The following is a 24,157-nucleotide window of genomic DNA, read 5'->3' as shown; positions in this document are numbered from 1 at the left end:
CATGGAAAAAATCCGCATGCTCTCGACGCTCGGCCTGATGGGGGCGATGCGCAGCCTGTCATCCGCGTTCGAGGCCGCAACGGGCATTCACGTCGATGCCGACTTTGCGCCGACCCTGGCGCTGCTCAGGCGCCTGCGCGCCGGGGAGGCGGCCGATCTCGTCATTCTCACGCGTGAAGGGCTCGACGAGGTGATCGGCGAGGGGCGCGTGATCGCGGACAGCGCGGCCGACCTCGCGCGCTCCTATGTCGGCCTCGCCGTGCGGGCCGGGCAGCCGCATCCCGATATTTCCAGCGAAGCCGCGCTGCGCAAGGCGCTGCTCGCGGCCCGATCCGTCGCCTATTCACGGCTGGGTGCGAGCGGCGTGTACTTCGCCCAGCTGATCGTGCGGATGGGCATCGGCACCGAGATCAACGCCAAGGCCACCATCGTCGAGCAGGGCTTTACGGCGGAGCGGCTCGTCAGCGGCGAGGCTGATCTCGCCGTGCAGCAGATCAGCGAGCTGAAGCAGGTCGGCGGCATCGAGGTGATCGGCCCGGTCCCGCACGAATTGCAGACCCCTGCCGTGTTCTCCGCCGGCCGCATAACGGATGCGAAGCAGGCCAAGGCGGCCGATCGCCTGCTGCGCTATCTCGCATCCCCCGAGGTCATGCCCGTGCTGCGCCGGTCTGGACTCGAGCCTTGAATTCGCCGGCACGCCGACGCAACGTGACGGCCATGCGAACCTGTCTCTTGGCCATCCTCTTCGCTCTTGCCGCGCCGGTCGCCGCGCACGCGCAATCGGCCGATCTCGTGCTGTGCGACCGTGTTGCCGCCGATCCCAGCGATCCGGACAAGCCGACCGACGTGAAAGGCGTGTCTGAGATCGCGGCGGCCGACATCACGACCGCCATCAAATTCTGCAAGCAGGCGTCCGCATCGTCGCGCCGCGCAATGTTTGCGCTTGGGCGCGCCTATGCGGCGAACCGGCAGACGGCGGAAGCGCTCGCTGCCTGGCGCAAGGCCGCCGACAAGGGCTCCAGCGCGGCGATGGTGGAGCTCGGTGTCGCCTATGGCACCGGCTCCGGTGTTGCCAAGGACGAGGCGCAGGCGCGAACGCTGTTTGAGAAAGCGGCGCAATCAGGCAATCCCCGCGGCGTCTCCAACCTCGCCGCGCTCGGCAGCGCCGGTGGCGGAACGCCGGCCGATCCGGCGCAGGCGCGCACCCTTCTGAGCAAGGCCGCCGAGACCAATGCGGAGGCGCAGTACCAGCTCGGCCTGCTGCTCTCCAATGGCGATGGCGGCGAGAAGGATGATGTCGCGGCGCGCGCGCTGTTCGAGAAGGCGGCCGCGCAAAACCATCCCGGCGCGCTGGAGCGGATGGGCGCGTTCGCGCAAGAGGGGCGCGGCGGTCCGAAGGACAAGGACGCCGCCAAGGCCTATTACGAGCGCGCGGCTGCGCTCGGCGACGAGGACGCCAAGAAGGCGCTGGAGCGGTTGCGCTGCCCCTATGCGATCAAGGACAAGCAGGGCAGGCTCGTCACCACGCTTTGCTTCTAGCGGACGACGAGGCCGCTCTTGATCGAGCGCAAGGTGGCACGGCCCGGCGGGCCTAGATTGCGTCTCCATTGGAATGGAGACGTGCGATGAAACTGTGTCGTTGGATAGTCGTGTTGGCCTTGATGGGAGCGGCCACGGCCGTGACGGCGCAGGATCTCAAATCGCCGTCGGCGGACCAGTACGTGCCGCGGCTCGGCGACATCATGAGCGCCGCACAGACGCGCCACCAGAAGCTGTGGCTGGCCGGCAAGGCGCAGAACTGGGAGCTTTCGGCTTACGAGCTGCGCCAGCTCAAGGCGAGCCTGGTCGAGGCCGCCTTGCTCTATTCCGGCATCCCTGTCAGCAATGTCACGACCCTGGAGCCGGCGCTGCAGGCGACGTCCGACGCGATTGCGGCCAAGGACGGCCGCAAATTCGCAAAGGCCCTGGGTGATCTCACCGAGGGCTGCAACGCCTGTCACCGGTCGATGGGACGCAGCTTCGTCGTCATCAAGGTTCCCGCAGACCCGCAGCCGTTTGCCAATCAACTGTTTGCGCCACCGGCGAGGCCATGACGGAACGGACCGCGTGCAGCACAGTTTGACTGGCAAGTCCACGCAGGAGGCGCAACCATGATCCGCAAGCTCGCATCCGGCGAATACCGGTTGTATTCGCGCAAGGTGAATCCCAAGACCGGCAAGCGGCGCAATCTCGGCACCTTCAAGAGCCGCGCGGCGGCCGAGAAGCACGAACGCGAGGTGCAGTATTTCAAGCGTCATTGACGGTTCTCGAATGTCGCACGTGCGTCAACGCAAAAGTCGAAAACAACCCCATGCACAGTAGGCAAGTGGTTGAAAGGCCGAGCTCCTGAACGACTTTTGCTGATTTTACGAAATTTGCTTGATCCGTCGGGCAAAACAGGTGCATGATGGCACCTTGGCAGGATCGGTTCCGCAAGCCCCTGCGCGGAAAAGCCTGGTGGCATCGATGCCGCGACGATGCTAGGACCCGGCGATTCCTTTTGATTTTGCGAGTTCACGATTTTGCTCAACGGGCTCTACAAGGTTGAATACGGCATCAACGGCGCCTTCGGCCGCAGCATCATGTGTCTGCACGACGGCAAGATGCTGGGCGGCAATTCCGCCTTTGCGCATCTCGGCAGCTACGTGGTCAGGGACGGCGTGATCGAAGCCGAGGTCATCACGGAGCGTTATAATGACGATCCCAATTTCAAGCCGTTGATGGGCGCCGACGTCACCACGATCAGGGTGCGCGGTCGCACCGAGGGATCGACCATCCTGCTGGAGGGCAGGGCGGATGCGATGCCCGACGGCGTGTTCTGGGCCAACCTCGCCCTGCTCGACGACGCCGCGCTGCCGCCGCGTGGCACGATCGGGCAACGCAGCATCGCCAACGGGCTCTATGCGATGCAGCTGCGCGCACTCGACGGCGTCGATGCAAGCCTTTCCGGCGTGATGCTGCTGCTCGACGGCCGCATTCTCGGTGGCGACGCGTTCTTCTACTATCTGGGCTCCTATTCCTCGGTGGACGGCCGCTGGAAGGGCGAGATGCTCAACCAGGAGCACACGCCGGCGAAGGGCGACAATCCCGTCTTCGGTGGCTACGAGGTCGGGATCGGCTTCTCCGGAAGCTGCACGGAGGACGGCGGCGAGCTCGAAGGCATCGCGCTCGCGGGAAAGCGCAGCCTGCGGTTGGCAGCATCGCTCAGGCTGATGCGACGCGTGTAGGGAGCCTGATCCACAGGCGGACCAAGCCGAGGCTCAGTTCGATTTTGTCGAGTGAAGTCGGCTCGGGTCAAGCTGCGAAGAAATTCAAGACGCAAAGTGTAGCGGCGGAATCATGCCATAGTGACGAGGTCAGCTCCAGCTAGCGAACAGTTGAATGGGACCTCACGTCAGGATCGATCCTCGCCGTCTTCTTGATCTCCTCGCTGTCGCAAGACACGGCTCATTCAGTGCGGCCGCGGCGGCGTTGAACGTCTCGCAACCCGGGCTGTCGCGCAGCATCGCTTTGCTCGAACGGGAAGTTGGAGCGAAGGTGCTCGAGCGCGGTCGACAGGGCGCGCAGCTCAACGCGATGGGGACGGCGCTCATCTTTCATGCCGAAGCGTTGGAAGCGATTCTGGAACGCGCCCGGGAAGATACACGTCTGAGAAGCTTCGGCCTCGAAGGATCCGTCAAGCTCGGCGTGACACCCATCACTGCCGCCGGAATTGTTCCACGTGCGCTCGAAATCCTGGTCAAGGCCGCACCAAAGATCCACGTTTCCGTCACCGAAGGCCTCGACAGCGAAATCGCCGAAATGCTGCGGCGTGGCCATGTCGATCTTGTCGTGAGCAGGATCGGGGGCGGATCGGGCTATCAGGAGTTGGCAGAAGAAGAACTCTTTCGATCCGACTGGGGGCTTATCACCCGCCCGGATCATCCCATCGCGAGGCGCGCGAGCGTCCGGCTCTCGGATCTCAAAGACGTGCGTTGGGTGCTGCCCGCCGGCGGCAGTGCGTTCAGGCAGCAAATGGAGCGCGTGTTTGCCAGCTCAAACCTCGGCTGGCCGACGCAGAGTATCAACACGAACTCGATCCTCGCCATCAAAGCCATCGTCATGAGCACGGATTGCGTATCGCTGATGGCGCGAGAACTCGTCGGGGTCGAAGTGGCGGCTCGTCGCTTGTGCATCATCGCGCTGAAAGGCGTCGAGAACCAGCGGCCGGTCGGCGTGATGTGGAGACGCAACGAAACCTTGTCGCCGGTAGCTGCGCGCGTTCTCGAAATCCTGCGCAGGATCTCGAAGGACGAGCTCGCCGTCCGAAAGCGCGTGGAGTTGCCCAAGAAGGGCGGTCGCTGAGTCGTATAACAAAAATGCATGGTTTTCGAAAAAGATCGTATTGGACGCATAGATAGCCGCTGACTACGGTCTCTCCCAAGGGAGGAGAACAAGATCGCCGAACACGCGGGATACCAATCCCGCCGCGATCTTGAACATCTGGCCCGCCGGTTTTGGTCGTGCGGAGATCGATCTTATGAAGCTTGCGACATTCAAAGTGGGGCAGGAGCAGCTCGTTGGCGCCTTGGAAGGGGACGAGCTGGTCGTCCTCGATGTGCCCAATATGCGAGCGTTGTTCGAGATGGGGCGCCGGTCCAGGAATTTGCCCAGCGCGCCAAGACGACGCGCCGTTTCGCCTTGAAAGATGTCAAGCTGCGGGCGCCGATCATCCCAAGGAAGATCTTCCATACCGCAGGCAATTACGCCGAGCACGCGCACGAAGGCGATCGGTCGAACTGGGTGGCGGCGATCAAGCCCTGGATTGTATTCTTCCAGAACGTCGATGCGATCATCGGACCTGACGATCCGATCATCTACCCCGAGCATCTGACCAAGGAACTCGACTACGAGATCGAGCTCTGTGTCGTGCTCGGCAGGTCCGGCAAACATTTCAGCGAGGCCGAGGCCAAGGACTACATCGGCGGCTACGTGATCTTCAACGATATCACCGCCCGTGACATCCAGCGGCGCGAGATGGAGTCGGCGAATTTCAGCTTCTCCAAGTCGATCGACACGTTCTGCCCGTTTGGGCCCTGGATCGTCACCGCCGACGAGATACCTGACCCGTACAATCTGAACATCGAGCTGCGCGTCAACGGCGAGAAGCGGCAGGTGTCGAACACCAGCCACATGTCGGTGACCCTGCCCCAACTGCTGTCCAAGTTTTCGCCGGCAGGTTTTTCCGCGGGCGATATCCTCACCACCGGCACCGTCTCCGGCGTTGCCGCGTTCAGTGCCAACCCGCAGGCCTGGTATCTCAAACCCGGCGACGTCATCGAAGCCGAGATCGAAAAGATCGGCATGCTCCGTAACCGGGTGATTTCCTGGGAGGAGGGGCATGGCGTGCCTGCTCCGGCGTTCCAAAAGTTCTGAGGTGCGGGTCATGATTGATCGATCGAGGATATGGACCGGCTCTCTCAACGAAACGGCTCTTGCCGGCAGGCCCAAGCCATCCGCGGGCTTCTATGACACGACCCTCCGCGACGGGGAGCAGGCAGTCGGCGTGGTGTTCGGCGTCGAGCAGAAGCTGGAAATCGCAAAGCTGGTGGACGGGCTCGGGGTCGGACGGATAGAGGCCGGTTTTCCCCGCGTGTCCGGCGAGGACAAGGAGGCCATCAAGGCAATTTCCGCCGCCGGTCTGAAGGCGGAGCTCTGGGGCTTTGCGCGCGCGATCATCGAGGATGTCGCCGCGGTCGCTGATCTCGGCTTGAAGCATCTGGTGATCGAGGCTCCGATTTCCGACGCGAAGCTCGGCGCTCTCGAGGTTGCGCGCGAGACCGTGCTGAACCGCATCAAGGATGCGGTCGCCTTCGGTGCAAGGAACGGCCTCAATGTTGCTTTTTTCGGCGTCGACTCGACGCGCGCGGATCTGGACTTCCTCGAGACCGCCTACAAGACGGCGATCGAGGCCGGCGCAAAAGAGCTGGCGATCGTCGACACGCTCGGCATCGCCTGTCCGGAAGCCGTGGACTTTCTGGTCCGCCGCGTAAAATCGTGGGCCGGGACCGTTCCGGTCCATTTTCACGGCCACAACGATTTCGGCCTCGCGACGGCCTGTGCGGTTGCGGCGATCAATGCGGGCGCGTCCTGGATCCACGGCACCATCGACGGCATCGGCGAGCGAGCCGGCAACGCCAATCTGCCCGAGATCGCGCTGACCCTGGAGCTGCTCTACGGAATCCAGACCGGCATTGATCTTGCGCGCGTGCGCGATGCATCGAAACGCCTGCGCCAAATCGCCTCATATGAGCTCGAGCCCTGGAAGGCGGCCGTCGGCCGCAACCTGTTCATCCGCGAAACCGGTGCGGTCGCTGCGCAGTTTCACATTCCGCAGGCGATCGAGCCCTATTCGTCGGAGCTCTTGAACACGTCCCGAGGCATCGTGCTCGGGAAGAAGAGCGGCGCCGCCTCGATCGCCATCAAGTGCAGCGAGCTTGGCATCGAAGCTCCCCCGGGAGCGCACGCCAGGCTTCTGGCGGAGGTGAAGAAACTCGCCATGGCGAAGCGGCGGCTGGTCAGCGATGCGGAATTCCTGGAGCTCGCCCGGCAGGTCTCCTGACCGCGCTCAATCTTGATTGGAAACGCCGATGAAGAAGTTCGCTGAAAGGAAAGTCCTGGTGACCGGCGCGGGTCGGGGGTTCGGCCGCGCCCTGGCGCTGGCTTTCGCTCGGGAAGGTGCTGACGTTGTCGTGCACTACAACAGCTCGGCCGCGGGTGCGGAGGAGGTTGCCGGCGAAGTTCGCGCTTTGGGGCAAAAGGCCGCGATCGTCAGGGGCGACATCTCCAGCCATGCAGACGTCCTGCACATCACGAAAACCTCCTTCGAAGCCCTGGGCGGCCTCGACATTCTCGTCAACAATGTCGGGGACATGGCGCTCGACCAGGTGTCCTGGCGCCAGTTCGACGAGAAGGTGATCGATCATACGCTCGCCGTCGACATCAAGGGGACGATGTTCATGATCCATGAGGTCGGTTCGCGAATGCTCGACGGAGCGGGCGGGGTCATCGTCAACATCGGGTCTCAGGTGGTGATCGCAGGAAGCCCGCGCGCGCCGCAATACGCCGCGGCCAAGTACGGCGTGATCGGCCTGACCAAGTCATATGCGCGAGCGTTGGCACCGAAGGTGCGGGTGAACACGCTGGGCGCGGCCTTCATGGAGACCGAGGCGCTGAAGAACCGGCACGACTGGAAGAACGGCCGCCGCGACGAGATCCTGAAGCAGACGCCGCTCGGCCGGATCGCGACGCCGGAAGACATGGTCGGCCCAACGCTATTCCTGGCAGGGGACGATTCGCGGCACATGACCGGACAATTCCTGCTCTGCAACGGCGGGCTTGCGATGGTGGGCGCCTAGCAAGGCGATTACTAGGCGGCAGTCGAACAGCAGAAATCGACGCCGCGAGGAAGCAACAAAGGAGGGAAACATGACGGCCGTGGACCGGGGAAGCGTGATCGAGACGTCGGTGCCAACCAAATCGTCGCCGGCTTTCAGGCGACTGGCGATCGCCTCGTCGCTTGGCTCGGCCATCGAGCACTATGACTTCTTCGTATACGCGTTCACGGCTCCCATCGTCTTCGACCGCTTCTTCTTCCCCAAGATGGACTCCGTCGCGAGCACGATGGCCGTCTATGCCACTTTTGCCGTCGGCTTTGTTGCGCGTCCGCTTGGAGGAATTGTCTTCGGCCATTATGGCGATCGCGTCGGCCGCAAGGCGATGCTGATGATGACCTTCCTGCTGATGGGCATCGCCAGCTTTCTGATCGGTTGCCTGCCGAGCTACGATTCGATCGGGCTCTTGGCGCCGCTAGGACTGGTGGCTCTTCGCTTCATCCAGGGCTTTGCGTTCGGTGGCGAATACATGAATGCGGTGTCTCTGACGCTCGAGAACGCGCCGTCGGCGCGGCGCGGCTTCTTCGCATCCTGGATCAATGCCTCGGGTCCCGTCGGCGTCGTTGCGGCCTCCGGCCTCATCGCTCTTCTCGGATTCATTTATTCGCCGACGGAATTTGCGAACTGGGTCTGGCGGGTGCCGTTCGCCCTGAGCCTGGCTCTAGTCCTGATCGGCACCTATGTGCGCGCTCAGGTGGATGAATCCGCGCTGTTTCTCGCGACCCGGGCCAAAGCGCAAGACGAGCGGACTCCTCTGCTGACGATTCTCAGGTCCTGGAAGAAGCCGGTCCTTCTGGCATGCCTCGTCAATATGGTGCACAGCTCGTTCAACTATATGAGCACGGTTTTCGTGCTCGGCTACGCCGTCAAGACCCTCGGCATGCCCCAATCGTCGATCACATCGGGCGTGACGGTCGCCAATATCCTGGAGATGTGCGCCGTTCCGTTGATCGCGGGGTTCAGCGACAAGCTCGGCCGCCGACCGTTTATCATGCTCGGCATCGTGGTCGCCGCCGCGTGGTATCCGATCTTCTTCCAGATATTGCTGACCAAAGAACCGCTGGCGATCGTGGCAGGCTTCGTCGTATCGCTCGGCCTGGTGCATGCGTTGATGTTCGCGCCAGAGGCGGCGTTCACCGCAGAGCTGTTTCCGACCAGGGTTCGCGTCAGCGGCAGCTCGCTGGGAAAGCAGCTCGGGATTGTGCTGGGAGGCGGACTGGCGCCTCTGATCGGAACCGCTCTGATGGGTTCAAGCACGAGCTTCACGCCGGTGATCCTGTACTTCGAGGTGATCGCCTGTCTGGCCCTGCTCGGCGTGTTCCTCGCACCCGAAAATTCGCGAAAAGCGTTGGAGTGAGCCGGTTTCTCGGAGCAAGTGTCCCGATGAACGGTCTCGGCCTGTCGCATCTGGTCGTGGACGGCATCGAGCTCTCGTTGACCGGTTTCGCGGAAGGTCTGACGCGGGAAGAGCTCCTCCGCGAGCTAAAAGAGCATGCGAAGGATGCCCCGGGGACCGGCGCGCGTCTCGAAAGTCCGTGGGTTGGCGAGCCTGCGTTGAGTCTCTCGTTCGGGACGACTGTAAAAAGACCGCTACTCGTTTGCGGTAGCGCTCATTGTTTTAGCGCAGCACGCGCGGTCTTGATGTAGTCCATGCATTCGGGCCAATCTTCCTCTCTCACCTCGTTCTCGGCACCGCCAAGCGCCTTGCGCAAGGTTGCCATCACCGGAGCCGGATGTTTTTTCCTGAGCTCTGCCTTGATCATCTCAAGACCTTTCTGACAATCGGATTTGCTGTCCGCCAGGACCGCGGTCGGGGTTATCATCACGGCTGCCAGTGCGACCAACAAGACTGAACGCAGCATATCTTCTCCTCCATTGCCTTTTGCTTGTTCGGCGGGCCAAGCTCGAAAGAGTCGGCCTGTCAGGCTACGATCCTTTTCGGGCTTTGTTCTGTTCGGCCGTGTGCATCCTCCATTCGGCAAACGGCAACCTGCCGGATCCATCGCAGGATGCAGCCAAGCTCGAGGGGACGAAAAAATAGGCCCCAGCTCGCGTGGTATCGGGGGGCATTGAGCTGGGGCCATTCGGGGTCGCCCTTGGGGAAGGGCATCGGGAAAACTCGGCAATAGCGGAGATGTTCCTGACCTCAACCGGCTTCCCGCGGTCGCTGGCGGCATCAAGCAGGGGGCGGCCTGTCGGCGCGTTTTGGCGCCCTTCAAGGGCGAAATCCGTACCCCGCCGGACTTCCCTTGGGCAGGGGCATGGCCTATTACGCTGCAACGCAAAATTCCCCCGAAAAGACCTCATGATCCGCCTCGACAACGTCAGCAAGCAAGCCGGCCACCAGATCCTGTTCATCGAAGCCTCCGCCGCCCTCAACAAGGGCGAGAAGATCGGGCTCGTCGGCCCGAACGGCGCCGGCAAGACCACTTTGTTCCGGATGATCGCCGGCGAGGAGCTGCCGGACGAAGGGCAGGTGTCGACCGATCGCGGCATCACGATCGGTTATTTCAACCAGGACGTCGGCGAGATGAGTGGCCGTAGCGCCGTCGCCGAGGTGATGAATGGCGCCGGTCCCGTCAGCGAGGTCGCGGCCGAGCTGCGCCAGCTCGAGGCTGATATGGCCGACCCCGACAAGGCCGAGCAGATGGACGAGATCATCGCCAGATATGGCGAGGTGCAGCATGCCTTCGAGGAGCTCGATGGCTATGCGCTGGACGGCCGTGCGCGCGAGGCGCTGTCCGGTCTCGGCTTCAGCCAGGAGATGATGGACGGCGATGTCGGAAAACTCTCCGGCGGCTGGAAGATGCGCGTGGCGCTGGCGCGCATTCTCTTGATGCGGCCCGACGTGATGCTGCTCGACGAGCCGAGCAACCATCTTGATCTCGAAAGCCTGATCTGGCTGGAAAAGTTCCTGCACGATTACGAAGGCACGCTGCTGATGACCTCGCATGACCGCGAGTTCATCAATCGCGTGATCTCCAAGGTGGTCGAGATCGATTCCGGCTCGCTGACGACCTATACCGGCAACTACGAATTCTACGAGCAGCAGCGTGCGCTGAACGAGAAGCAGCAGCAGGCGCAGTTCGAGCGCCAGCAGGCGATGCTTGCGAAAGAGATCAAGTTCATCGAGCGTTTCAAGGCGCGCGCCTCCCACGCAGCCCAGGTGCAGAGCCGGGTGAAGAAGCTCGACAAGATCGAGCGGGTCGAACCGCCGCGCCGCCGCCAGAGCATCGCCTTCGACTTCCCGCCGGCGCCGCGCTCGGGCGAGGACGTCGTGGCGCTCAAGGGCGTGCACAAGGGCTACGGCAGCAAGCGCATCTATGATGGCCTCGATTTCATGATCCGCCGCAAGGAGCGCTGGTGCGTGATGGGCGTCAACGGCGCCGGCAAGTCGACGCTGCTCAAGCTGGTCGCGGGCGCGAGCGAGCCGGACGAGGGCACCGTGGCGCTCGGGGGTAGCGTCAAGATGGGCTATTTCGCCCAGCACGCGATGGACCTGCTCGACGGCGAGCGCACCGTGTTCCAGTCGCTGGAGGACCAGTTTCCGACCGCGGGGCAGGGGAGCCTGCGCGCGCTCGCCGGCTGCTTCGGCTTCTCCGGCGACGATGTCGAGAAGCGCTGCCGCGTGCTCTCAGGCGGCGAGAAGGCGCGCCTGGTGATGGCCAAGATGCTGTTCGACCCGCCGAACTTCCTGGTGCTGGACGAGCCCACCAACCATCTCGACCTCGCCACCAAGGAAATGCTGATCAATGCGCTGTCGGATTTCGAAGGCACCATGCTGTTCGTCTCGCATGACCGGCATTTCCTCGCGACCTTGTCGAACCGTGTGCTCGAGCTGACGCCTGATGGCATCCACCAATATGGCGGCGGTTATACGGAATACGTGGCGCGTACCGGGCAGGAGGCGCCGGGATTGCGGAGCTAGGGCTGTTCGCGGATCCTGCAATGACGCAGCTCTCGCAGGGTGGGCAAAGGCGCGCGTCTTCGCGCGACGTGCCCACGTTCTGTCGGACTCATGGAAAGGTGGTGGGCACGGCGCAAGTGCGCCGATCGGTTTCCGTAGCCCGGATGGAGCGCCAGTGTAATCCGGGATCACTCGCCGCGTTCACCGAAATTGCCGGAGATTTCGCCGTTGCCACCCCAATCGGCGGGCAGGATGCCGTCACGAGCGTAGCGATGGAGCGACGAATGGGGCCAGTCGATCGGTGATGTGACGAGGCCGTGCTTGACGGGATTGAAATGGATGTAGTCGACACAGCGCTCGAAATCCGCATCGTTGCGAATTGTGTGCTCCCAAAATCGCCGCTGCCACAGCAAGGACTCGCCGCGATTATTGCGGGAGACAGTTGCTCCGGAAGCTGCCAGCCGGTGTGTGAAGACGCTCTTGATGCGCCTCCAACGACCCGAGAAGTCCGAGTCGTTGTCCGGGAGCTTCATGATGACATGCAGATGATCGGGTAGGATCACGATCGCATCGATCTCGAATGGTCGTTCGGCACGCGTTACGCGAAATGCATTGCGGAGCTTGTCGATATGATCGATCAGCACGGATGACCTTCGATCGTCCAGCGTGACGGTGAAGAAGAAGGTCCCTCCGAGAACGAAATTTCTCCGATAACGAACCATGTGAGAGGCTTTCCCGGATTACGCTTCGCTCCATCCGGGCTACAAGGAAGCAACGAACTCCGTAGCCCGGATGGAGCGTAGCGCAATCCGGGACTCGTGCAACAGCGGCTGACATGCGAGGAGTAGCCCCTGCAGGCGCTCTAATAGCTATAGAACATCCGCTGGATTTCCTTGGTGTCTGATGTCTTGGTCAGCGCCAGCATCAGCAGGATGCGCGCCTTCTGCGGATTGAGCGTATCGGAGACGACGAAGTCGTGCTCGTCGTCCTTGGCTTCGCCGTTGCGCGCGACGATGCCGTTGCCGACGCGGCTGCCGCGGACGATCACGACACCCTTCTTGCGCGCCTCGTCGAGCGCCGGCTCGACCGCGGGGCGGGCCAGGCTGCCGTCACCGACGCCGGCATGCACGATGCCCTTGGCGCCGGCGGCGACAAAGGCGTCGACCGCGACACGGTTCATGTTGGCATAGCCGTAGACGATATCGACCTGCGGCAGCGTCTCGAGGTTGGAGACGTCGAATTCGGAGTCCGCGGTGTGCCGGCGGGTCGATTGACGATAGAAATACGGCTTGTTGCCCTGCATGTAGCCGAGAAAGCCGAGCTCGGGCGTGCGGAAGGTGTCCGCGGTCGAGGTGTTGTTCTTGGTGACCTCGCGTGCCGCGTTGATCTGGTCGTTGAGAGCGACGAGCACGCCCTTGCCAACGGCCTCTTCACTGCCCGCCAGGATCACGGCATTGAAGAGGTTGATCGGCCCGTCGGCGCTGATCGCCGTCGACGGCCGCATCGCGCCGACGATCACGACGGGCTTCCTGCTCTTGACCACGAGGTCGAGGAAATAGCTGGTCTCCTCGATCGTATCGGTGCCGTGCGTGATGACGATGCCGTCGACGTCGTCCTGCGCGAGCAGCGCGTTGACGCGCTTGGCAAGCTTGAGCCAGTAGTCGTTGTTCATGTTCTCGCTGGCGATCTGGAAAACCTGCTCGCCCTTGACGTTGGCCACCGTCTTCAGCTCGGGAACGGCGTTGAGGAGGGTGTCGATGCCGACCGTCGCTGCGGTGTAACCGACCACCGTGGTGCTGCTGGCTCCCGTGCCGGCAATCGTGCCGCCGGTCGCCAGAACCATGACGTTGGGCAGACCAGGACTTCTCGCGTTCGCAACGTCGAGATTGATGAGCAGCACAAACAGCGTGCCCATCGTCACCATCATGTAATCACGCACTCGAAACCGCAACATCTCGACCACCCTTGGCTAGAATCTTCGTTGATGCGCCCCGGTTCGCTCAGCGCTGCATGATCCGCCAGCGGAGGCGTTCTGTCTAGGGTGGCGATGATCTGGCCTTACGCGCTCGGCGCGCGCAGGGCTGCGCTCGGCGAGGCGAAAGCCCTGAAACGCCAATGGCCGGGACATCTCGCGCGAAGACGCGCTTCTGCCCGGCCATGGCGGAGTTCGCTTGTTGATGGCTGGCGGAAAGCCGCCAACGCAGCGCCTTACGCGCCCATCTCGCACTTCTTCATAAAGCTGTTCTTGGCCGCGCCGGCGAGCGGCTTGCCATCGGAGCCGACGGCCTTGGGCGCGCAAGCATCTTCCTTGCACTTCTTCATGAACGAGGTCTTGGCCGCACCGGCGAGAGCCTTGCCGTCCTTGCCGACCGCCTTGCTTTCGCAGGTGTCGTCCGCAAGGGCCGAACCCGCCGCAAAGGTGGCAACGAGCGCAGCCAGGAAAATCCGTTTCATCATTGGGCGTCTCCCTAAACCAAAAATGGCGCATCGGATTGGAGCCCGGAATCATGGCGCAATCAAGCAGGATCGCGGCGCGGCATTGGTCGTCGCTTCATTTTTTCCAGCCGTTGACGATGGCAATGGCCTTGACGAGAGCGTCGTCCATCGCTGCCTGATTCCCGGGTGTGGACTGCCGCCGCGAGGACGGCTCGTCGAAACCATGGGTGGCGCCGGCGTAAACGGTGACGTCGATGGGACTGCCCGCCTGCCGTGAGCGGTCGGCAAAACGCAGGCAGCGCACCGGCGAGACCTCCTCGTCGTCGGCGCCGAGGAACATCGCAATCGGCGCCGTGTTCGAGATTTTTGATGCCAGCAGCGCGGACGGCCCGCAGCCCGGATAGAATGCGATGGCGCCGCGATAGCCCGCTTGGTTGCCTTGTTGATTTCCTTGCTGGTTGTCTTGCCGGATCATCACGTTGAGCGCGGTGCTGCCGCCATTGGACCAGCCTTGCAGATAGATCTGACCGGCGACGACGTCGTTGCGGCTATGCAAGTAAGCGAGTGCACCTTCGGCGTCGAGCGGGCGAACATTGGTCTCGTTGACGTCGGCGCGGTCAGGATCGCCATGCGTGAAGCGGCCAAAACCATGGGCCTTGCCGCGCGGGCCAAAGCTGTCCGGCAGCAGCGCGAGATAGCCACGCGCCGCCCAGTATTCGCCCCACATGGCGTGGCGCTTCGACAAGGTGTTCGCGTTGCAAGGCGAACTGGTGCCGGCGCCGACGAAGGTGCAATCGGCATTGACGTTGCTGGAATAAGGTCCGCCGCGCCCGTGCAGCATGACGATGGCAGGCCAGGGGCCCGGTGTGCTCGGCTCGAACACATAGCCCGTGAGCGCGGTCCGACCATCGGCGCTGTTGAAGTAGACGGTCTTTGCCGCCGCGGAAGCGGTTGCGACCGACAGCAGATTGGTCGCCACGCCGACAAGAATACCGATGACATGACGCGACACTTCGATCCGGCCGGTTGCAACGCGATCAGGCGCCGCGCGCCAGCAACGCGCCGAAATCCGTGCGTGCGCGCTTTGCTTCGGCGCGCGCTGCCTCCGAGGCATCGCCCATGCCGAAATAGCCGTGGATCAGGCCCGGGCCCTCGTGGTGCTTGACGCGCACGCCGGCGGCTTCCAGTGCCCGCGCATAGGCCGCGCCTTCGTCACGCAGCGGATCGAACCAGGCGGTGGTCACGACGGCCGGCGCGAGCCCGGCAAGCGATGCGGCGCGCAGCGGTGAAACCCGCCAGTCCGCGGCGTCAGCGGGATCAGCGAGATAGTGGCCGCAAAACCATTCCATCGTGGCGCGGGTGAGGAAGTAGCCGTCGGCATTGTCGGCACGAGACGGAAAGCGCGCGTTCTCGCGCGCGTCCGCGTAGCTGCCCACGGCGTCAACCACGGGATAGACCAGCAATTGCGCGGCGAGCTTGATGCCGGCATCGCGGCAGGCGATCGCGGTGGTGGCGGCGAGATTGCCGCCGGCACTGTCACCGGCAACGCCGAGCCGCCTGGCATCGCCACCAAATTCCGCGACGCGGTTGAAGACATCGCTCACGGCGCTGAAGGCGTCTTCGAACGCGCCCGGAAATCGGGTCTCCGGCGGACGCCGATAATCGACGGAAACGACGTCCGAACCGGTCTCGATGGCGAGATTGCGCGCCTGGCGGTCGTGAGTCTCCAGGTCGCCCGCGACCCAGCCACCGCCATGGAAGTACACCACGGTCGGCGCAGGCTTGGTGCCCACCCGGTAAACACGTGCATCGAGCGGGCCTGCGCCGCCTTTCACCTTGATGTCCTGGACTTCAGCGACGGGTGGTGGCGGCACGGCGGCGCGCGCGGCAGCCAGTGCGCGCAAGGAATCACGGGCGCTCTGTGGCGTCATGATCGCGGGATCGCGCATCGGCATGAGCGGAATGATCTGGGCGATGACGGGGTCGAGCGGCGCGGCCATCACAGCTCCTCCAGGATTCTTGCAGGGTTCTTGGTCTTGCTTGCGCCTTAGCATAGATTTCGCGCGCCGCATCGGCAACCGGTGCTGTTGCGGAGGACATCATGCGTTCCGACATCGTGCGCGAGGTCGCTGCGATTCCGGAAGACGAGGTCATCATGACCTGCGTTGCGATGGGTTATGCCACGACAACTTTGCCGCGAACGCCGTTCGTTCGGATCGCCAGGGTAACCACGGATTCGTGCGCCATGTCGGTTTCGCCGACTGAAAGCAGAGGCCGGAGGAGATTATTCCCCGCGCGATTTTTTTCGTGTGGAGTCATCGCGACCTCTTGCAATCTGCATCGTGCAGGAGGAACAATATACGGACTCAAGGGTTTGTTGCTGGCGCGAGGGAATTGACATGCGGCGGCTGGCTAGCCTGGTTCGATGGTTCTTCGGTCCGCGGATGCGGCACCCGATCGATGATGATCCCAGTCTTCCTTTTACCCCCGAAGAGTTCAGCAGGCTGATCCGCAGCGGCAAACGCGAGGATATGAAGCTGCTCGCCGAGGGACTGGCCTGTCGCTCGATCCCGCGCCGCATCAAATTCCGGGCGACGCACTAGAACGCGATGACCCGCGACGCGATTCCAGGCCGATGATCGTGCACGGGCTACCTTGAGAGTGCGACCTCCTTAAAGGAGGTGACCAGCGCCTTCTCGAGCTTTCCCGTCATCCCGCAGAGAATGTCATAGGCCTCGTTGCGCGGCATCGTCGGCTTGTAATGCCGGTGCTCGATCAGTGCGGCGAAGATGTCCGAGATCGTGAGAATGCGCACGATATCGTTGATGCTGTGTCCCGCCAGTGCGTCGGGATAGCCGCTGCCGTCGAGATATTCGTGATGGTGGCGGACCGCGTCGAGAATCTCCCGCGATATTTTCTCATGGTCCTTGAGAAAGTCGTAACCGGCTACCGGATGCGTCTCGATCATGGCGCGCTCGGCGTCGTCGAGCCGGCCCGGCTTGTCCAAAATGGCGAGCGGGATCCGGGCCTTGCCGATGTCATGGAACATGGCGGCCGAATATAGCCGCTCCAGGTCGGCTCGTCCGACGCCGAGGCTCAGCCCGAAGTCGATGGCCACGCCCGTGACCAGCAGGCAATGCTGGTAGGTTCCCTCATGGTGGCGCCGCACGGTCGTGAGCCATTCGGACAGGCCATGCTCGGTGATGCGATCGGCAATCCTGCGCCCGGCGTCCTTGGTGCCGTCGACGTCGAGCGGCTCGCCCATGGTGACGGCCGTGAACATCGACGCGATAGCGGTCGCCGCGGTCTCGACCGCGTTGTCCGGCTGCGTCGAGCAGCTGGCTGAATCCGCTGCCGGCTCGGCTGGCTCAGCCAGCGCGGCCAGCAGCCTGATCTTGTTGAGCGGGCCGGGAAGGACGAGGGTCGCGCCGAGCGCGTAGGCCTGCGAAACGCAGACGTGCGAGGGTTGCTCGACGAGGAAGATGCGCTTGGTGGCCTTTGCAAGCCTGGCGCTTCGCTTCTTGATCGCCGCGATGTTGTCGACGTCACGCAGCTCCGCGCGGATCACGATGGCGTAAGGCACCTGCGACAGCTTGGCTTCCGCGTCGAGCCGCTCGCCAGCAACGGCGAACCGCTGTTCGAGCACCGCGCAGATGCGGGACAGTTTGTCGGAGCAATCGGCCAGCACATGCACGAAAGGACGTGCCGATGCTGCCGCTCGATGGCGGTCGCCTTTGACGTAGCCGGTCATGGTTCGCGCGTTCTGCACGGAAGATCCGAACTATACTGGGGTTGAGCGAGCCTGATGATGTCTTGAGCCTTTGCTGCCTACTTGCTTTGCGCTACGGCGGCCGTCGCGTTCGCCGCTTTTCTCTTGGCGCCCGCGGTGACGAAGTGAACGCCGGCGGTGGTGCCGTCGATCCACACCAGCTCGCAGCGCCGATAGGCCAGCCCCGTGGACGACAGCACCAGGAAGAATTCCTTGGCTTGCAATACGTCGAGCGTGCCCTCGACCTCGAGCTTGGCGCCTGTTTGCGACACGTCGAGCAGCACGCAACTGCGCCGCCAGGTACCGTCCGAGCCCATCAAGTTGACGGGTTGTCGGTGGTCCATCTTCACGCGAGCGTTCTTGCGGCCATTTGATCTCATCGGCTATCTCCCCATTCCGGCGCCGCGATGTCCGGGATCGCGTGCGCTTGCGCTTGCTGCGATTTCGCCCCAACGCACCGTCCATTGGCTGGTCGACAGAAGAAGTGTCTCGAAAATATGTTGCGCGCGCTCCCGCTGGGCGAATGAGAGTCGCGTGCCGCCGCGGTTACTCAGGATTGCCAGCGTGGTCGCCCAGTTCAGGCGCGAGGCCCGACAAGCCATTACGAGGCCCTCGCAATCCTCGTCTCTCATGACATGCTCGACGATCTCGATGGGGGCGCCTGACAGCACTGATAAGGCCGTGAGCAGATTGGCGGTCTCGCCGCGGATCGCAAAACGGTTCACCGTTGAATCGTTGAGCCTTCCGACGCGGTTGAGGGCGACGATTTCGGGTCTTGCTTTCGCATAATCGTCTGCCGTGGGTAGCTTCAGCGCAACAGGCGCGGGGATCTGTGCCGGTGGCCCGGCGGAGGCATTGGGCTTGGCCGCAGCTCTCGGTCCGGGCGGAGCCGAGAGCAGCTTGCGCAAGACGTGGTCAGGCGTGCCCGGTCGGAGCGCCAGAAGCTTCGTGATTTCGTCGTCCGCCGCACCGGTCTCGACGAGCAGGGCGTAGACCGCTTCGGAAAATCTGGCTCGATCATTCTTGATCAGGGCGAGGCGAACCGCGCGCGTGCCGCGCGCGACGAGCGCTTCGGCTACGGCCCCTTCGATCCCATCACGGGTCGAGATCGCGAGTTGATGGGCTTCGCTGCATGACGTCGCGATCGCCGTGAGGTCGGCGGTCGAGAGCGCCTGCGATTTTCGCAGGAGCGGGCATGCGATGGCTGGATCATCATGCGATGCCAGATGTCGCAGCGTTTCTTGCGGTGCAACTTGCAGCGTCGCAAGAGCCTCACTCAGCTCCATCAGAGCGGCAGGCGCGACGCGCCCGGTCAGCCGGAGCAAGACGCCGTCGACCAGGTTGACCAGCAATTCCTGGGGCCTGTCGCGACCGGATAAGAGCAGGCGAACGATCCCTGCAAGGATACGGGCGCAGCGCTCCTGCGGGCAGGCCGCGACCGCTTCTTCCAACTCAACCAGGATATCGGCAGGCGAATTTGCCGTCATGGCAGGAGCCTGAACTCAAAAAAGACCTAAAAATATCAAACAGGGTCCATTGCAATCCAGAGATGTTAATTTAGATTTTATGCTTCGGTTTTGCGGGTATTCATGCACCACCTCGGAGGTAGGAAAAGATATCGAAATTTGGCGAGCTTTGACGGGCCGGCTTGTGCTTTCGACCGGACGCTCGCCAACTGGCCGAATAGGTCAGAATAATTCTTTCGAGCTAACGCGATACCTCAAAGGGGAGGATCGAGCCGGCACCGCCGCCGGACGGGCGTCGGTTTGGATGCGACCTTTCAAATTACCATGAACAGTATTGATGATGCGCCCGCGTTGGCTCTCAAGACATTTCGCTTCTCTGATGTCGATGAATTTCGAAGCGCCATACGGGGCCTGAATTTCGAGTTCACGCCTTTCGTCAGGCACATTTCGTCCGAGCAGACAATCCTGTCATTGCCGGGCTGCGACGTGAACGTGACGCGCGCGTTCCCTCGCGTTGTCGACGCACAGCTGGTCGACGACTGCACCGCGATCGGCTTCACGATGGACGACCTTGACGTGCCCATTTGCTTCAACGGTTCGCACCGCGCCCGTCCGGCCATCGTCATTGGCAGCAACGGCGCTGCCTACACCACGATCGAGGAAGTGCAGCGGCAGATTGCGTCGGTGATGTTCAGGCCGCAGGTGACGGGCCGCGGGTGGCCGGGCACGACATCGACCTTCAGGATCTACGAGACGACCGCAGCCAGCTTGAACCTGCTGCGTGATGTGGTCCGGGAGGTTTTGGCTGTTGCGACGGAACCGGTTGAGGCCGCGGCGATGCCGTCGAAGGCGGCGGCGATGAGGGAATCTCTGCTCGGCGCCGTCGACCAGGTGTTCGAAAACCTGGTCCCGGCACGATGGATCCTACGTCCGAACGATGAGCGCAACTTCAAGATCTTCCAGGACATCCGCGCGCTTCTGTCCGACGATTTGTCGCAGCCGATCTATAGCGAGGAGATCGCACGCAAGCTCGGTTTCTCCGTGCGCACGATGCATGACGTCGTCCGCCGCTATCGCGGCATGAGCCTGCATCGCTACTTGCGGGTCCACCGCCTGTGGCTGGTCCGCCGGCAGCTCCTCGCCGGCGCCGAGAGCGTGAAGGCCGTCGCGCTGGCCTTCGGCTTCTGGCATCTGTCAGATTTCTCCCGCAGCTATCGCGAACAGTTCGGCGAGACGCCGTCGGAAACGCTGGAGCGCGGACGCGGGCGATAGCACGATAAAGCGGCTGGGGACGGCCGCCGGATTCGTGCTAGCATGCCGCGATGAGCAACCGCATCCTCGTCCTCTACGGCTCCTACCGGTCCGACCGCATGGGCATTCGCCTGGCGAATTTCGTCATCGATCGCCTGCGCGGTCGCGGCGAGGACGTCGAGTTCATCGACGCCAAGGCCATCGGCCTGCCGATGCTCGATCGCATGTACAAGGAGTACCCCAAAGGCACGGCGCCGGAGGCGCTGGAAAAGCTGGCCGGCCAGATCCGCGGCGCGGACGGCTTCGTCTTTGTGACTGGCGAATATAATTGGGGCATCCAGCCCGGCTTGAAGAACCTCACCGATCATTTCCTGGAGGAGTGGTTCTGGCGACCGGCCGCGATCGTGAGCTACTCCGCCGGGCGCCTGTCGGGCGCGCGCGCCTCGACCGCGTGGCACGGCACGCTGTCGGAGATGGGCATGGTGGTGATCTCGAGCACCATCGGCGTCGGCCCGATCGCGCAGACGCTGTCTGCCGAAAGCGAGCCGATCGGTGAGGGCGGCAAGGCGCTGGAACGCTCCTTCCCGCGCTTTGCCGACGATTTGCTGTGGTGGATCGAGGCGGCCAAGGCGCAGCGCGCGCGCAAGGCGCCGCCGTATTAGGACGGCTCGGCGCCGGGCGCGGTTGCCCCCAGCGATCCGCTGGGCTAATCGTTCCGCACAATGGCCGTATATCGGGACACTGCATTTCTGCCGCGACTTGAAGCCATGCGCGGGTTTGCGGCCGTATCAGTGCTCGCGTTCCACGCCTGCATGCAGTCCTGGGAGACGATTGCAACCGGAATGGCGCCGGTCGTTGTCTTCTTCGTGCTCAGTGGTTTCCTGCTCTCGCGATCTCTGGATCGCGATCCTGATCCCCTCACATTCGTCCGTCACCGGCTGTTCAGGCTGCTGCCGGCGGCAATTGTGACCGTGCTGCTGCTGACGCTGGCGTATCGAAGCAGCGGCTTCCACGTGGGCTTCCTGCCCTCGTTCGACCCGCTCAACATTGTCCTTAATGCGCTTCTCATCAGGAGCGACATCAACGGGGTGATGTGGTCCCTGACCGTCGAATGCGTCGCAATTCCCGTGATCCTGATCTCGCATGCGCTGCTGAGGCGTCATGGCGCGACGCCGGTTTGGATGGTGGTCGGCTTTCTCGTCGCGATCTCGTTCTGGGGACCTTATGTTCACTTGTTGGGGGACTTCACCAATCTTGCGCCACTCTATGCATTCGTCGTCGGCTTGCTCACGCGATCGGGCGTCAACTTGCTTGTCGGACGAGTGCGACCGTCTCGGGCAAATGTCGTCGTCGCCACCGCTTTTGTCATGATGCTGGTTGTCGCGGTCCGGAAGCAGACTGCCGTAACGATCGCGTTCGAGACGCTCTGCGCGTCTGCGCTCGTCTGCTTTTCGGCCTTCGGCCCCGACAAGCTCGCAGCGCTGCGGCCGTTCGACTTCGATGTCGTCCGGTTGTACGGGCGAATATCGTACAGCTTCTATCTTCTTCACGCGATCGGACTTGCGATCGCTGTTCGCCTGTTGCCGTCCGACCTGCCGCCGACCATCCGCGCAGCGGCCCTGGCCGTGGTCGCCTTATTGATCACAACGCCGGCGGCATGGCTGATGTGGCGCTTTATCGAGGTGCCCTTCATCGAGTTGGGACGGCGACGGATGGTGGCAAAAGAGCGCCTGACGGATGGGCTGCTTCAGGCAGACCTGACTTCAGCGAGGAAGCGGTCGAACTGACCGGCGAGGTCGCGCGACTGCGTCGAGAGCTGCTGGGCGGCGCCGAGAACGTCCCTCGCAGCGCTGCCTGTATCACCGGCGGCGCGCTGCACGCCCGATATGTTGGCGTTGACCTCCTGGGTGCCGCGCGCGGCCTCCTGGACGCTGCGGGCGATCTCCTTGGTCGCCGAGCCCTGTTCCTCGATCGCGGCCGCAATCGCGGTGCCGATCTGGTCGATCTCGGCGATCACGTCGGCGACGTTGCGGATCGCGGCCACGGTCTCGTCGCTGGCGGTCTGGATCGCGGTGATCTGCTCGGAGATCTCGGTGGTGGCCTTGGCGGTCTGGCCGGCCAGCGATTTCACTTCGGATGCGACCACCGCAAAGCCGCGGCCAGCCTCGCCGGCGCGCGCGGCCTCGATGGTGGCGTTGAGCGCCAGCAGATTGGTCTGCTCGGCGATGCTCTGGATCAGGGTGACGACGTCGCCGATCTTCTGCGCGCCCTCGGCAAGCGCACGTGCGGTGTCGCCGGTGCGGCGGGCGTTGTCGACGGCGCGGGCTGCAATCTCGGTCGATTGCGCGACCTGGCGGCCGATCTCGGCGATCGAGGAGGTCAGCTCCTCGGTCGCGCTGGCGACCGTCTGCACGTTGGTCGAGGTCTGCTCGGAGGCGGCGGCGACGACCGCGGCCTGGCTGTTGGTCTGGGCCGCCGTCGAGGTCATCGACTGCGCGGTGGTCTCCATGGTGGAGGAGGCCTGCGATAGGCCGCCGACCAGTTCGCTGACCTTGGCCTCGAAGGCGCGGGTCAATTCGTCGAGCGCCAGGGCACGGCGCATCTTGCCGTCGTTCTCGGCCTGCTTCTCGGCGGCGAGCCGGTCGGCGCGGATCATGTTGTCCTTGAAGACCTGGACGGCGGCGGCCATCGCGCCGATCTCGTCGGAGCGTTCGGCGCCGGGAATGCCTTCGGCAACCTCGCCGTCTGCAAGTCGGGACATCCGGCTCGTCAGGCTGACGATCGGGGCGCAGACGCGGCGGCGGACAGTCACGATGAGACCTGCGCTGGCGATCAGCACGGCGAGCAGGCCGACGAGGGCGATGGTGAAGCTGGTGCGCGCGGCGGTAGACGCGCCGGCCAGAACCTGCTCGGCGTTGTCGTAGAAGGCGTCGCGGACCTCGATGATGGTGGCGAGACCGCGCTGCGTCGAGGCGAAGTAGGTCTCCATGTCGTGTTCGTACTTGCCGGTGACTGCACCGTCCTTCACGAGCTTGAGCTCGCGGCCGAACTCCTCGACATAGACCGCATTGAACTTCTCCAGCGCAGCGGCGACGTTGGCCGGGGTGGCCGGGTTGCCGCGCAGTTCCTGCAGCGACATCACGATCTGGTCGTTGCGGCCCTGCGAGCGGGCGATGTCGGCCTTCTCGGCGTCAGTCGCCGGCTTCTTGCCGCCGACGAGGTTCTTGTGCAGGCTGGAGTTGAAGCCGCCGACGTCGCGCAATGTCATGGCGATGTTGGCGTAGCTGGCCTGCCGGTAGGCGTCGCCGTTGAGGATCGCCATGCGGCGGACCTGCTCGTTCAGCAGCGCGGTGACGCCAGAGTTGAGCACGGCATTGTCGGCGACGATCTGCTTGGCCGCGTCCTTGCGCGCATCGGCCGGACCGCTCAGCGCCTTGTCGATGGCCTCGCGGAGCGACATGAACTTCGCATTGATACCGTCGATGTTGCTGCCGATGGTGGTGCCGTCATCGAAGGACGGAGGCAGCTCCCTGCGCAGCGCATTCATCCTGTCGCGGGCGCCGTCGGTCTGCTTGCGCAGCTTGTCCTGCTCGGCGAGCAGCGCGGGATCGATGGTCGCGGGCCCGTAGAGGATGTTGGTGGAAAAGCCGCGCTCGGGATTGAGATAACGCGGGATGTCGCTGACGGCGCGGACGATCGCGAGCCGGCCCTGTGCCTCGGTGATCCGCTCCATCGTCTGGTACTTCGTCACGGCGACATAGACGGCAAGGCCGCCGCCGACGGTCGAGAGCGAGACGATGGCGGTGGTCAGCAGCGTACCGATTTTCATGATTGTCCGGCAATGGGCGCGGGGAGA

The 24,157-nt window shown here is 63.4% G+C and carries 25 protein-coding genes; 15 read left to right on the top strand and 10 right to left on the bottom strand.

All coding sequences use genetic code 11. The features are described 5' to 3' along the window. Position 1: 1 nt before the first annotated feature. The 10 genes from ACNJX9_RS23350 (at position 2) to ACNJX9_RS23305 (ending at position 8,829) form a co-directional block, all read left to right on the top strand. Positions 2–685: a substrate-binding domain-containing protein gene (locus tag ACNJX9_RS23350; protein WP_439404373.1), complete on the top strand. Its 684-nt coding sequence runs from the start codon at positions 2–4 to the stop codon at positions 683–685. Between the two features lie 32 nt (positions 686–717). Beyond that, positions 718–1,539 carry a tetratricopeptide repeat protein gene (locus ACNJX9_RS23345; protein WP_057757736.1) on the top strand — a complete coding sequence of 274 codons (822 nt, stop codon included), beginning with the start codon at positions 718–720 and terminating at the stop codon, positions 1,537–1,539. A gap of 86 nt (positions 1,540–1,625) precedes the next feature. Next, complete coding sequence (locus tag ACNJX9_RS23340) at positions 1,626–2,093, top strand: hypothetical protein (protein WP_439404371.1); 468 nt, start codon at positions 1,626–1,628, stop codon at positions 2,091–2,093. Positions 2,094–2,150: 57 nt separating this feature from the next. Then, complete coding sequence (locus ACNJX9_RS23335) at positions 2,151–2,300, top strand: hypothetical protein (RefSeq protein ID WP_007609497.1); 150 nt, start codon at positions 2,151–2,153, stop codon at positions 2,298–2,300. A gap of 261 nt (positions 2,301–2,561) precedes the next feature. Continuing rightward, a complete protein-coding gene (locus ACNJX9_RS23330; RefSeq protein WP_271602957.1) occupies positions 2,562–3,266 on the top strand; it encodes a GrlR family regulatory protein in 705 nt (234 codons plus the stop codon). 154 nt (positions 3,267–3,420) lie between these two features. Next, a complete protein-coding gene (locus tag ACNJX9_RS23325; RefSeq protein WP_439404369.1) occupies positions 3,421–4,383 on the top strand; it encodes a LysR family transcriptional regulator in 963 nt (320 codons plus the stop codon). Between the two features lie 336 nt (positions 4,384–4,719). Further along, positions 4,720–5,454, top strand: a complete 735-nt coding sequence (locus ACNJX9_RS23320) for a fumarylacetoacetate hydrolase family protein (protein WP_439404367.1) — start codon at positions 4,720–4,722, stop codon at positions 5,452–5,454. A 10-nt stretch (positions 5,455–5,464) separates the two neighbouring features. Beyond that, the gene (locus tag ACNJX9_RS23315; RefSeq protein WP_439404365.1) at positions 5,465–6,640 is read left to right on the top strand and encodes a hypothetical protein; all 1,176 of its coding nucleotides are present in this window, start codon (positions 5,465–5,467) and stop codon (positions 6,638–6,640) included. 28 nt (positions 6,641–6,668) lie between these two features. Beyond that, positions 6,669–7,436: an SDR family NAD(P)-dependent oxidoreductase gene (locus tag ACNJX9_RS23310; RefSeq protein ID WP_057757722.1), complete on the top strand. Its 768-nt coding sequence runs from the start codon at positions 6,669–6,671 to the stop codon at positions 7,434–7,436. Then, on the top strand, positions 7,417–8,829 hold the full coding sequence (locus tag ACNJX9_RS23305) for an MFS transporter (RefSeq protein WP_439404363.1): 1,413 nt from the start codon (positions 7,417–7,419) through the stop codon (positions 8,827–8,829). Before ACNJX9_RS23310 ends, ACNJX9_RS23305 begins: the two co-directional genes overlap by 20 nt. Before the next feature lie 253 nt (positions 8,830–9,082). Here the strand turns inward: ACNJX9_RS23305 and ACNJX9_RS23300 are convergent, their stop codons facing one another. Further along, positions 9,083–9,334 carry a hypothetical protein gene (locus tag ACNJX9_RS23300; RefSeq protein WP_057757719.1) on the bottom strand — a complete coding sequence of 84 codons (252 nt, stop codon included), beginning with the start codon at positions 9,332–9,334 and terminating at the stop codon, positions 9,083–9,085. Positions 9,335–9,777: 443 nt separating this feature from the next. Here ACNJX9_RS23300 and ACNJX9_RS23295 point away from each other — a divergent pair, with 443 nt between their 5' ends. Then, the gene (locus ACNJX9_RS23295) at positions 9,778–11,400 is read left to right on the top strand and encodes an ABC-F family ATP-binding cassette domain-containing protein (protein WP_439404361.1); all 1,623 of its coding nucleotides are present in this window, start codon (positions 9,778–9,780) and stop codon (positions 11,398–11,400) included. Positions 11,401–11,567: 167 nt separating this feature from the next. Here ACNJX9_RS23295 and ACNJX9_RS23290 read toward each other — a convergent pair whose 3' ends face one another. From ACNJX9_RS23290 to ACNJX9_RS23270, 5 genes are all read right to left on the bottom strand, one after another. Further along, on the bottom strand, positions 11,568–12,101 hold the full coding sequence (locus tag ACNJX9_RS23290) for an REP-associated tyrosine transposase (protein ID WP_439404359.1): 534 nt from the start codon (positions 12,099–12,101) through the stop codon (positions 11,568–11,570). A gap of 140 nt (positions 12,102–12,241) precedes the next feature. Next, positions 12,242–13,333, bottom strand: a complete 1,092-nt coding sequence (locus ACNJX9_RS23285; protein ID WP_439404357.1) for a type II asparaginase — start codon at positions 13,331–13,333, stop codon at positions 12,242–12,244. A gap of 254 nt (positions 13,334–13,587) precedes the next feature. Continuing rightward, positions 13,588–13,836: a hypothetical protein gene (locus ACNJX9_RS23280; RefSeq protein WP_057757713.1), complete on the bottom strand. Its 249-nt coding sequence runs from the start codon at positions 13,834–13,836 to the stop codon at positions 13,588–13,590. Between the two features lie 94 nt (positions 13,837–13,930). Beyond that, entirely contained in the window at positions 13,931–14,827 is an 897-nt protein-coding gene (locus tag ACNJX9_RS23275; protein ID WP_439404355.1) for a dienelactone hydrolase family protein, read from the bottom strand. A gap of 25 nt (positions 14,828–14,852) precedes the next feature. Continuing rightward, entirely contained in the window at positions 14,853–15,815 is a 963-nt protein-coding gene (locus ACNJX9_RS23270; RefSeq protein WP_439404353.1) for an alpha/beta hydrolase, read from the bottom strand. Between the two features lie 399 nt (positions 15,816–16,214). Between ACNJX9_RS23270 and ACNJX9_RS23265 the strand changes: the two genes are divergently transcribed. Then, entirely contained in the window at positions 16,215–16,418 is a 204-nt protein-coding gene (locus tag ACNJX9_RS23265) for a hypothetical protein (RefSeq protein WP_057757707.1), read from the top strand. Between the two features lie 47 nt (positions 16,419–16,465). On the opposite strand, the gene ACNJX9_RS23260 is transcribed toward ACNJX9_RS23265, so the two are convergent. The 3 genes from ACNJX9_RS23260 to ACNJX9_RS23250 are packed head-to-tail and all read right to left on the bottom strand — an operon-like array spanning position 16,466 to position 19,071. Continuing rightward, complete coding sequence (locus ACNJX9_RS23260) at positions 16,466–17,584, bottom strand: HD-GYP domain-containing protein (protein WP_057757704.1); 1,119 nt, start codon at positions 17,582–17,584, stop codon at positions 16,466–16,468. A 59-nt stretch (positions 17,585–17,643) separates the two neighbouring features. Continuing rightward, the gene (locus ACNJX9_RS23255) at positions 17,644–17,964 is read right to left on the bottom strand and encodes a PilZ domain-containing protein (protein WP_057757701.1); all 321 of its coding nucleotides are present in this window, start codon (positions 17,962–17,964) and stop codon (positions 17,644–17,646) included. Positions 17,965–17,967: 3 nt separating this feature from the next. Then, positions 17,968–19,071 (bottom strand): DUF2336 domain-containing protein, encoded by a 1,104-nt coding sequence (locus ACNJX9_RS23250; RefSeq protein ID WP_439404351.1) that lies wholly within the window; start codon positions 19,069–19,071, stop codon positions 17,968–17,970. Positions 19,072–19,374: 303 nt separating this feature from the next. Here ACNJX9_RS23250 and ACNJX9_RS23245 point away from each other — a divergent pair, with 303 nt between their 5' ends. From ACNJX9_RS23245 to ACNJX9_RS23235, 3 genes are all read left to right on the top strand, one after another. After that, positions 19,375–20,322 carry a helix-turn-helix domain-containing protein gene (locus ACNJX9_RS23245; RefSeq protein ID WP_439404349.1) on the top strand — a complete coding sequence of 316 codons (948 nt, stop codon included), beginning with the start codon at positions 19,375–19,377 and terminating at the stop codon, positions 20,320–20,322. A 50-nt stretch (positions 20,323–20,372) separates the two neighbouring features. Further along, positions 20,373–20,963: an NADPH-dependent FMN reductase gene (locus tag ACNJX9_RS23240; RefSeq protein WP_439404347.1), complete on the top strand. Its 591-nt coding sequence runs from the start codon at positions 20,373–20,375 to the stop codon at positions 20,961–20,963. Positions 20,964–21,068: 105 nt separating this feature from the next. Further along, the gene (locus ACNJX9_RS23235) at positions 21,069–22,088 is read left to right on the top strand and encodes an acyltransferase family protein (RefSeq protein WP_439404345.1); all 1,020 of its coding nucleotides are present in this window, start codon (positions 21,069–21,071) and stop codon (positions 22,086–22,088) included. Here ACNJX9_RS23235 and ACNJX9_RS23230 read toward each other — a convergent pair. Further along, positions 22,049–24,130 (bottom strand): methyl-accepting chemotaxis protein, encoded by a 2,082-nt coding sequence (locus ACNJX9_RS23230; protein ID WP_439404343.1) that lies wholly within the window; start codon positions 24,128–24,130, stop codon positions 22,049–22,051. The two genes, ACNJX9_RS23235 and ACNJX9_RS23230, sit on opposite strands and share 40 nt — an antisense overlap. Positions 24,131–24,157 lie beyond the last annotated feature (27 nt).

The sequence above is a fragment of the Bradyrhizobium sp. BLXBL-03 genome, assembly GCF_051853015.1.
GTDB lineage: Bacteria > Pseudomonadota > Alphaproteobacteria > Rhizobiales > Xanthobacteraceae > Bradyrhizobium > Bradyrhizobium manausense.
The sequence above is the reverse complement of the archived record's forward strand: the minus strand, read 5'-3'. Positions and strand labels throughout refer to the sequence as shown.

What these genes read in the sequence shown, in the direction of transcription:
- ACNJX9_RS23350 (WP_439404373.1), top strand. Translation starts at nt 2, where the DNA reads ATGGAAAAAATCCGCATGCTCTCGACGCTCGGCCTGATGGGGGCGATG.
- ACNJX9_RS23345 (WP_057757736.1), top strand. Translation starts at nt 718, where the DNA reads ATGCGAACCTGTCTCTTGGCCATCCTCTTCGCTCTTGCCGCGCCGGTC.
- ACNJX9_RS23340 (WP_439404371.1), top strand. Translation starts at nt 1,626, where the DNA reads ATGAAACTGTGTCGTTGGATAGTCGTGTTGGCCTTGATGGGAGCGGCC.
- ACNJX9_RS23335 (WP_007609497.1), top strand. Translation starts at nt 2,151, where the DNA reads ATGATCCGCAAGCTCGCATCCGGCGAATACCGGTTGTATTCGCGCAAG.
- ACNJX9_RS23325 (WP_439404369.1), top strand. Translation starts at nt 3,421, where the DNA reads ATGGGACCTCACGTCAGGATCGATCCTCGCCGTCTTCTTGATCTCCTC.
- ACNJX9_RS23315 (WP_439404365.1), top strand. Translation starts at nt 5,465, where the DNA reads ATGATTGATCGATCGAGGATATGGACCGGCTCTCTCAACGAAACGGCT.
- ACNJX9_RS23310 (WP_057757722.1), top strand. Translation starts at nt 6,669, where the DNA reads ATGAAGAAGTTCGCTGAAAGGAAAGTCCTGGTGACCGGCGCGGGTCGG.
- ACNJX9_RS23300 (WP_057757719.1), bottom strand. Translation starts at nt 9,334, where the DNA reads ATGCTGCGTTCAGTCTTGTTGGTCGCACTGGCAGCCGTGATGATAACC.
- ACNJX9_RS23295 (WP_439404361.1), top strand. Translation starts at nt 9,778, where the DNA reads ATGATCCGCCTCGACAACGTCAGCAAGCAAGCCGGCCACCAGATCCTG.
- ACNJX9_RS23290 (WP_439404359.1), bottom strand. Translation starts at nt 12,101, where the DNA reads ATGGTTCGTTATCGGAGAAATTTCGTTCTCGGAGGGACCTTCTTCTTC.
- ACNJX9_RS23285 (WP_439404357.1), bottom strand. Translation starts at nt 13,333, where the DNA reads ATGTTGCGGTTTCGAGTGCGTGATTACATGATGGTGACGATGGGCACG.
- ACNJX9_RS23280 (WP_057757713.1), bottom strand. Translation starts at nt 13,836, where the DNA reads ATGATGAAACGGATTTTCCTGGCTGCGCTCGTTGCCACCTTTGCGGCG.
- ACNJX9_RS23270 (WP_439404353.1), bottom strand. Translation starts at nt 15,815, where the DNA reads ATGGCCGCGCCGCTCGACCCCGTCATCGCCCAGATCATTCCGCTCATG.
- ACNJX9_RS23265 (WP_057757707.1), top strand. Translation starts at nt 16,215, where the DNA reads ATGCGGCGGCTGGCTAGCCTGGTTCGATGGTTCTTCGGTCCGCGGATG.
- ACNJX9_RS23255 (WP_057757701.1), bottom strand. Translation starts at nt 17,964, where the DNA reads ATGAGATCAAATGGCCGCAAGAACGCTCGCGTGAAGATGGACCACCGA.
- ACNJX9_RS23250 (WP_439404351.1), bottom strand. Translation starts at nt 19,071, where the DNA reads ATGACGGCAAATTCGCCTGCCGATATCCTGGTTGAGTTGGAAGAAGCG.
- ACNJX9_RS23245 (WP_439404349.1), top strand. Translation starts at nt 19,375, where the DNA reads ATGAACAGTATTGATGATGCGCCCGCGTTGGCTCTCAAGACATTTCGC.
- ACNJX9_RS23240 (WP_439404347.1), top strand. Translation starts at nt 20,373, where the DNA reads ATGAGCAACCGCATCCTCGTCCTCTACGGCTCCTACCGGTCCGACCGC.
- ACNJX9_RS23235 (WP_439404345.1), top strand. Translation starts at nt 21,069, where the DNA reads ATGCGCGGGTTTGCGGCCGTATCAGTGCTCGCGTTCCACGCCTGCATG.
- ACNJX9_RS23230 (WP_439404343.1), bottom strand. Translation starts at nt 24,130, where the DNA reads ATGAAAATCGGTACGCTGCTGACCACCGCCATCGTCTCGCTCTCGACC.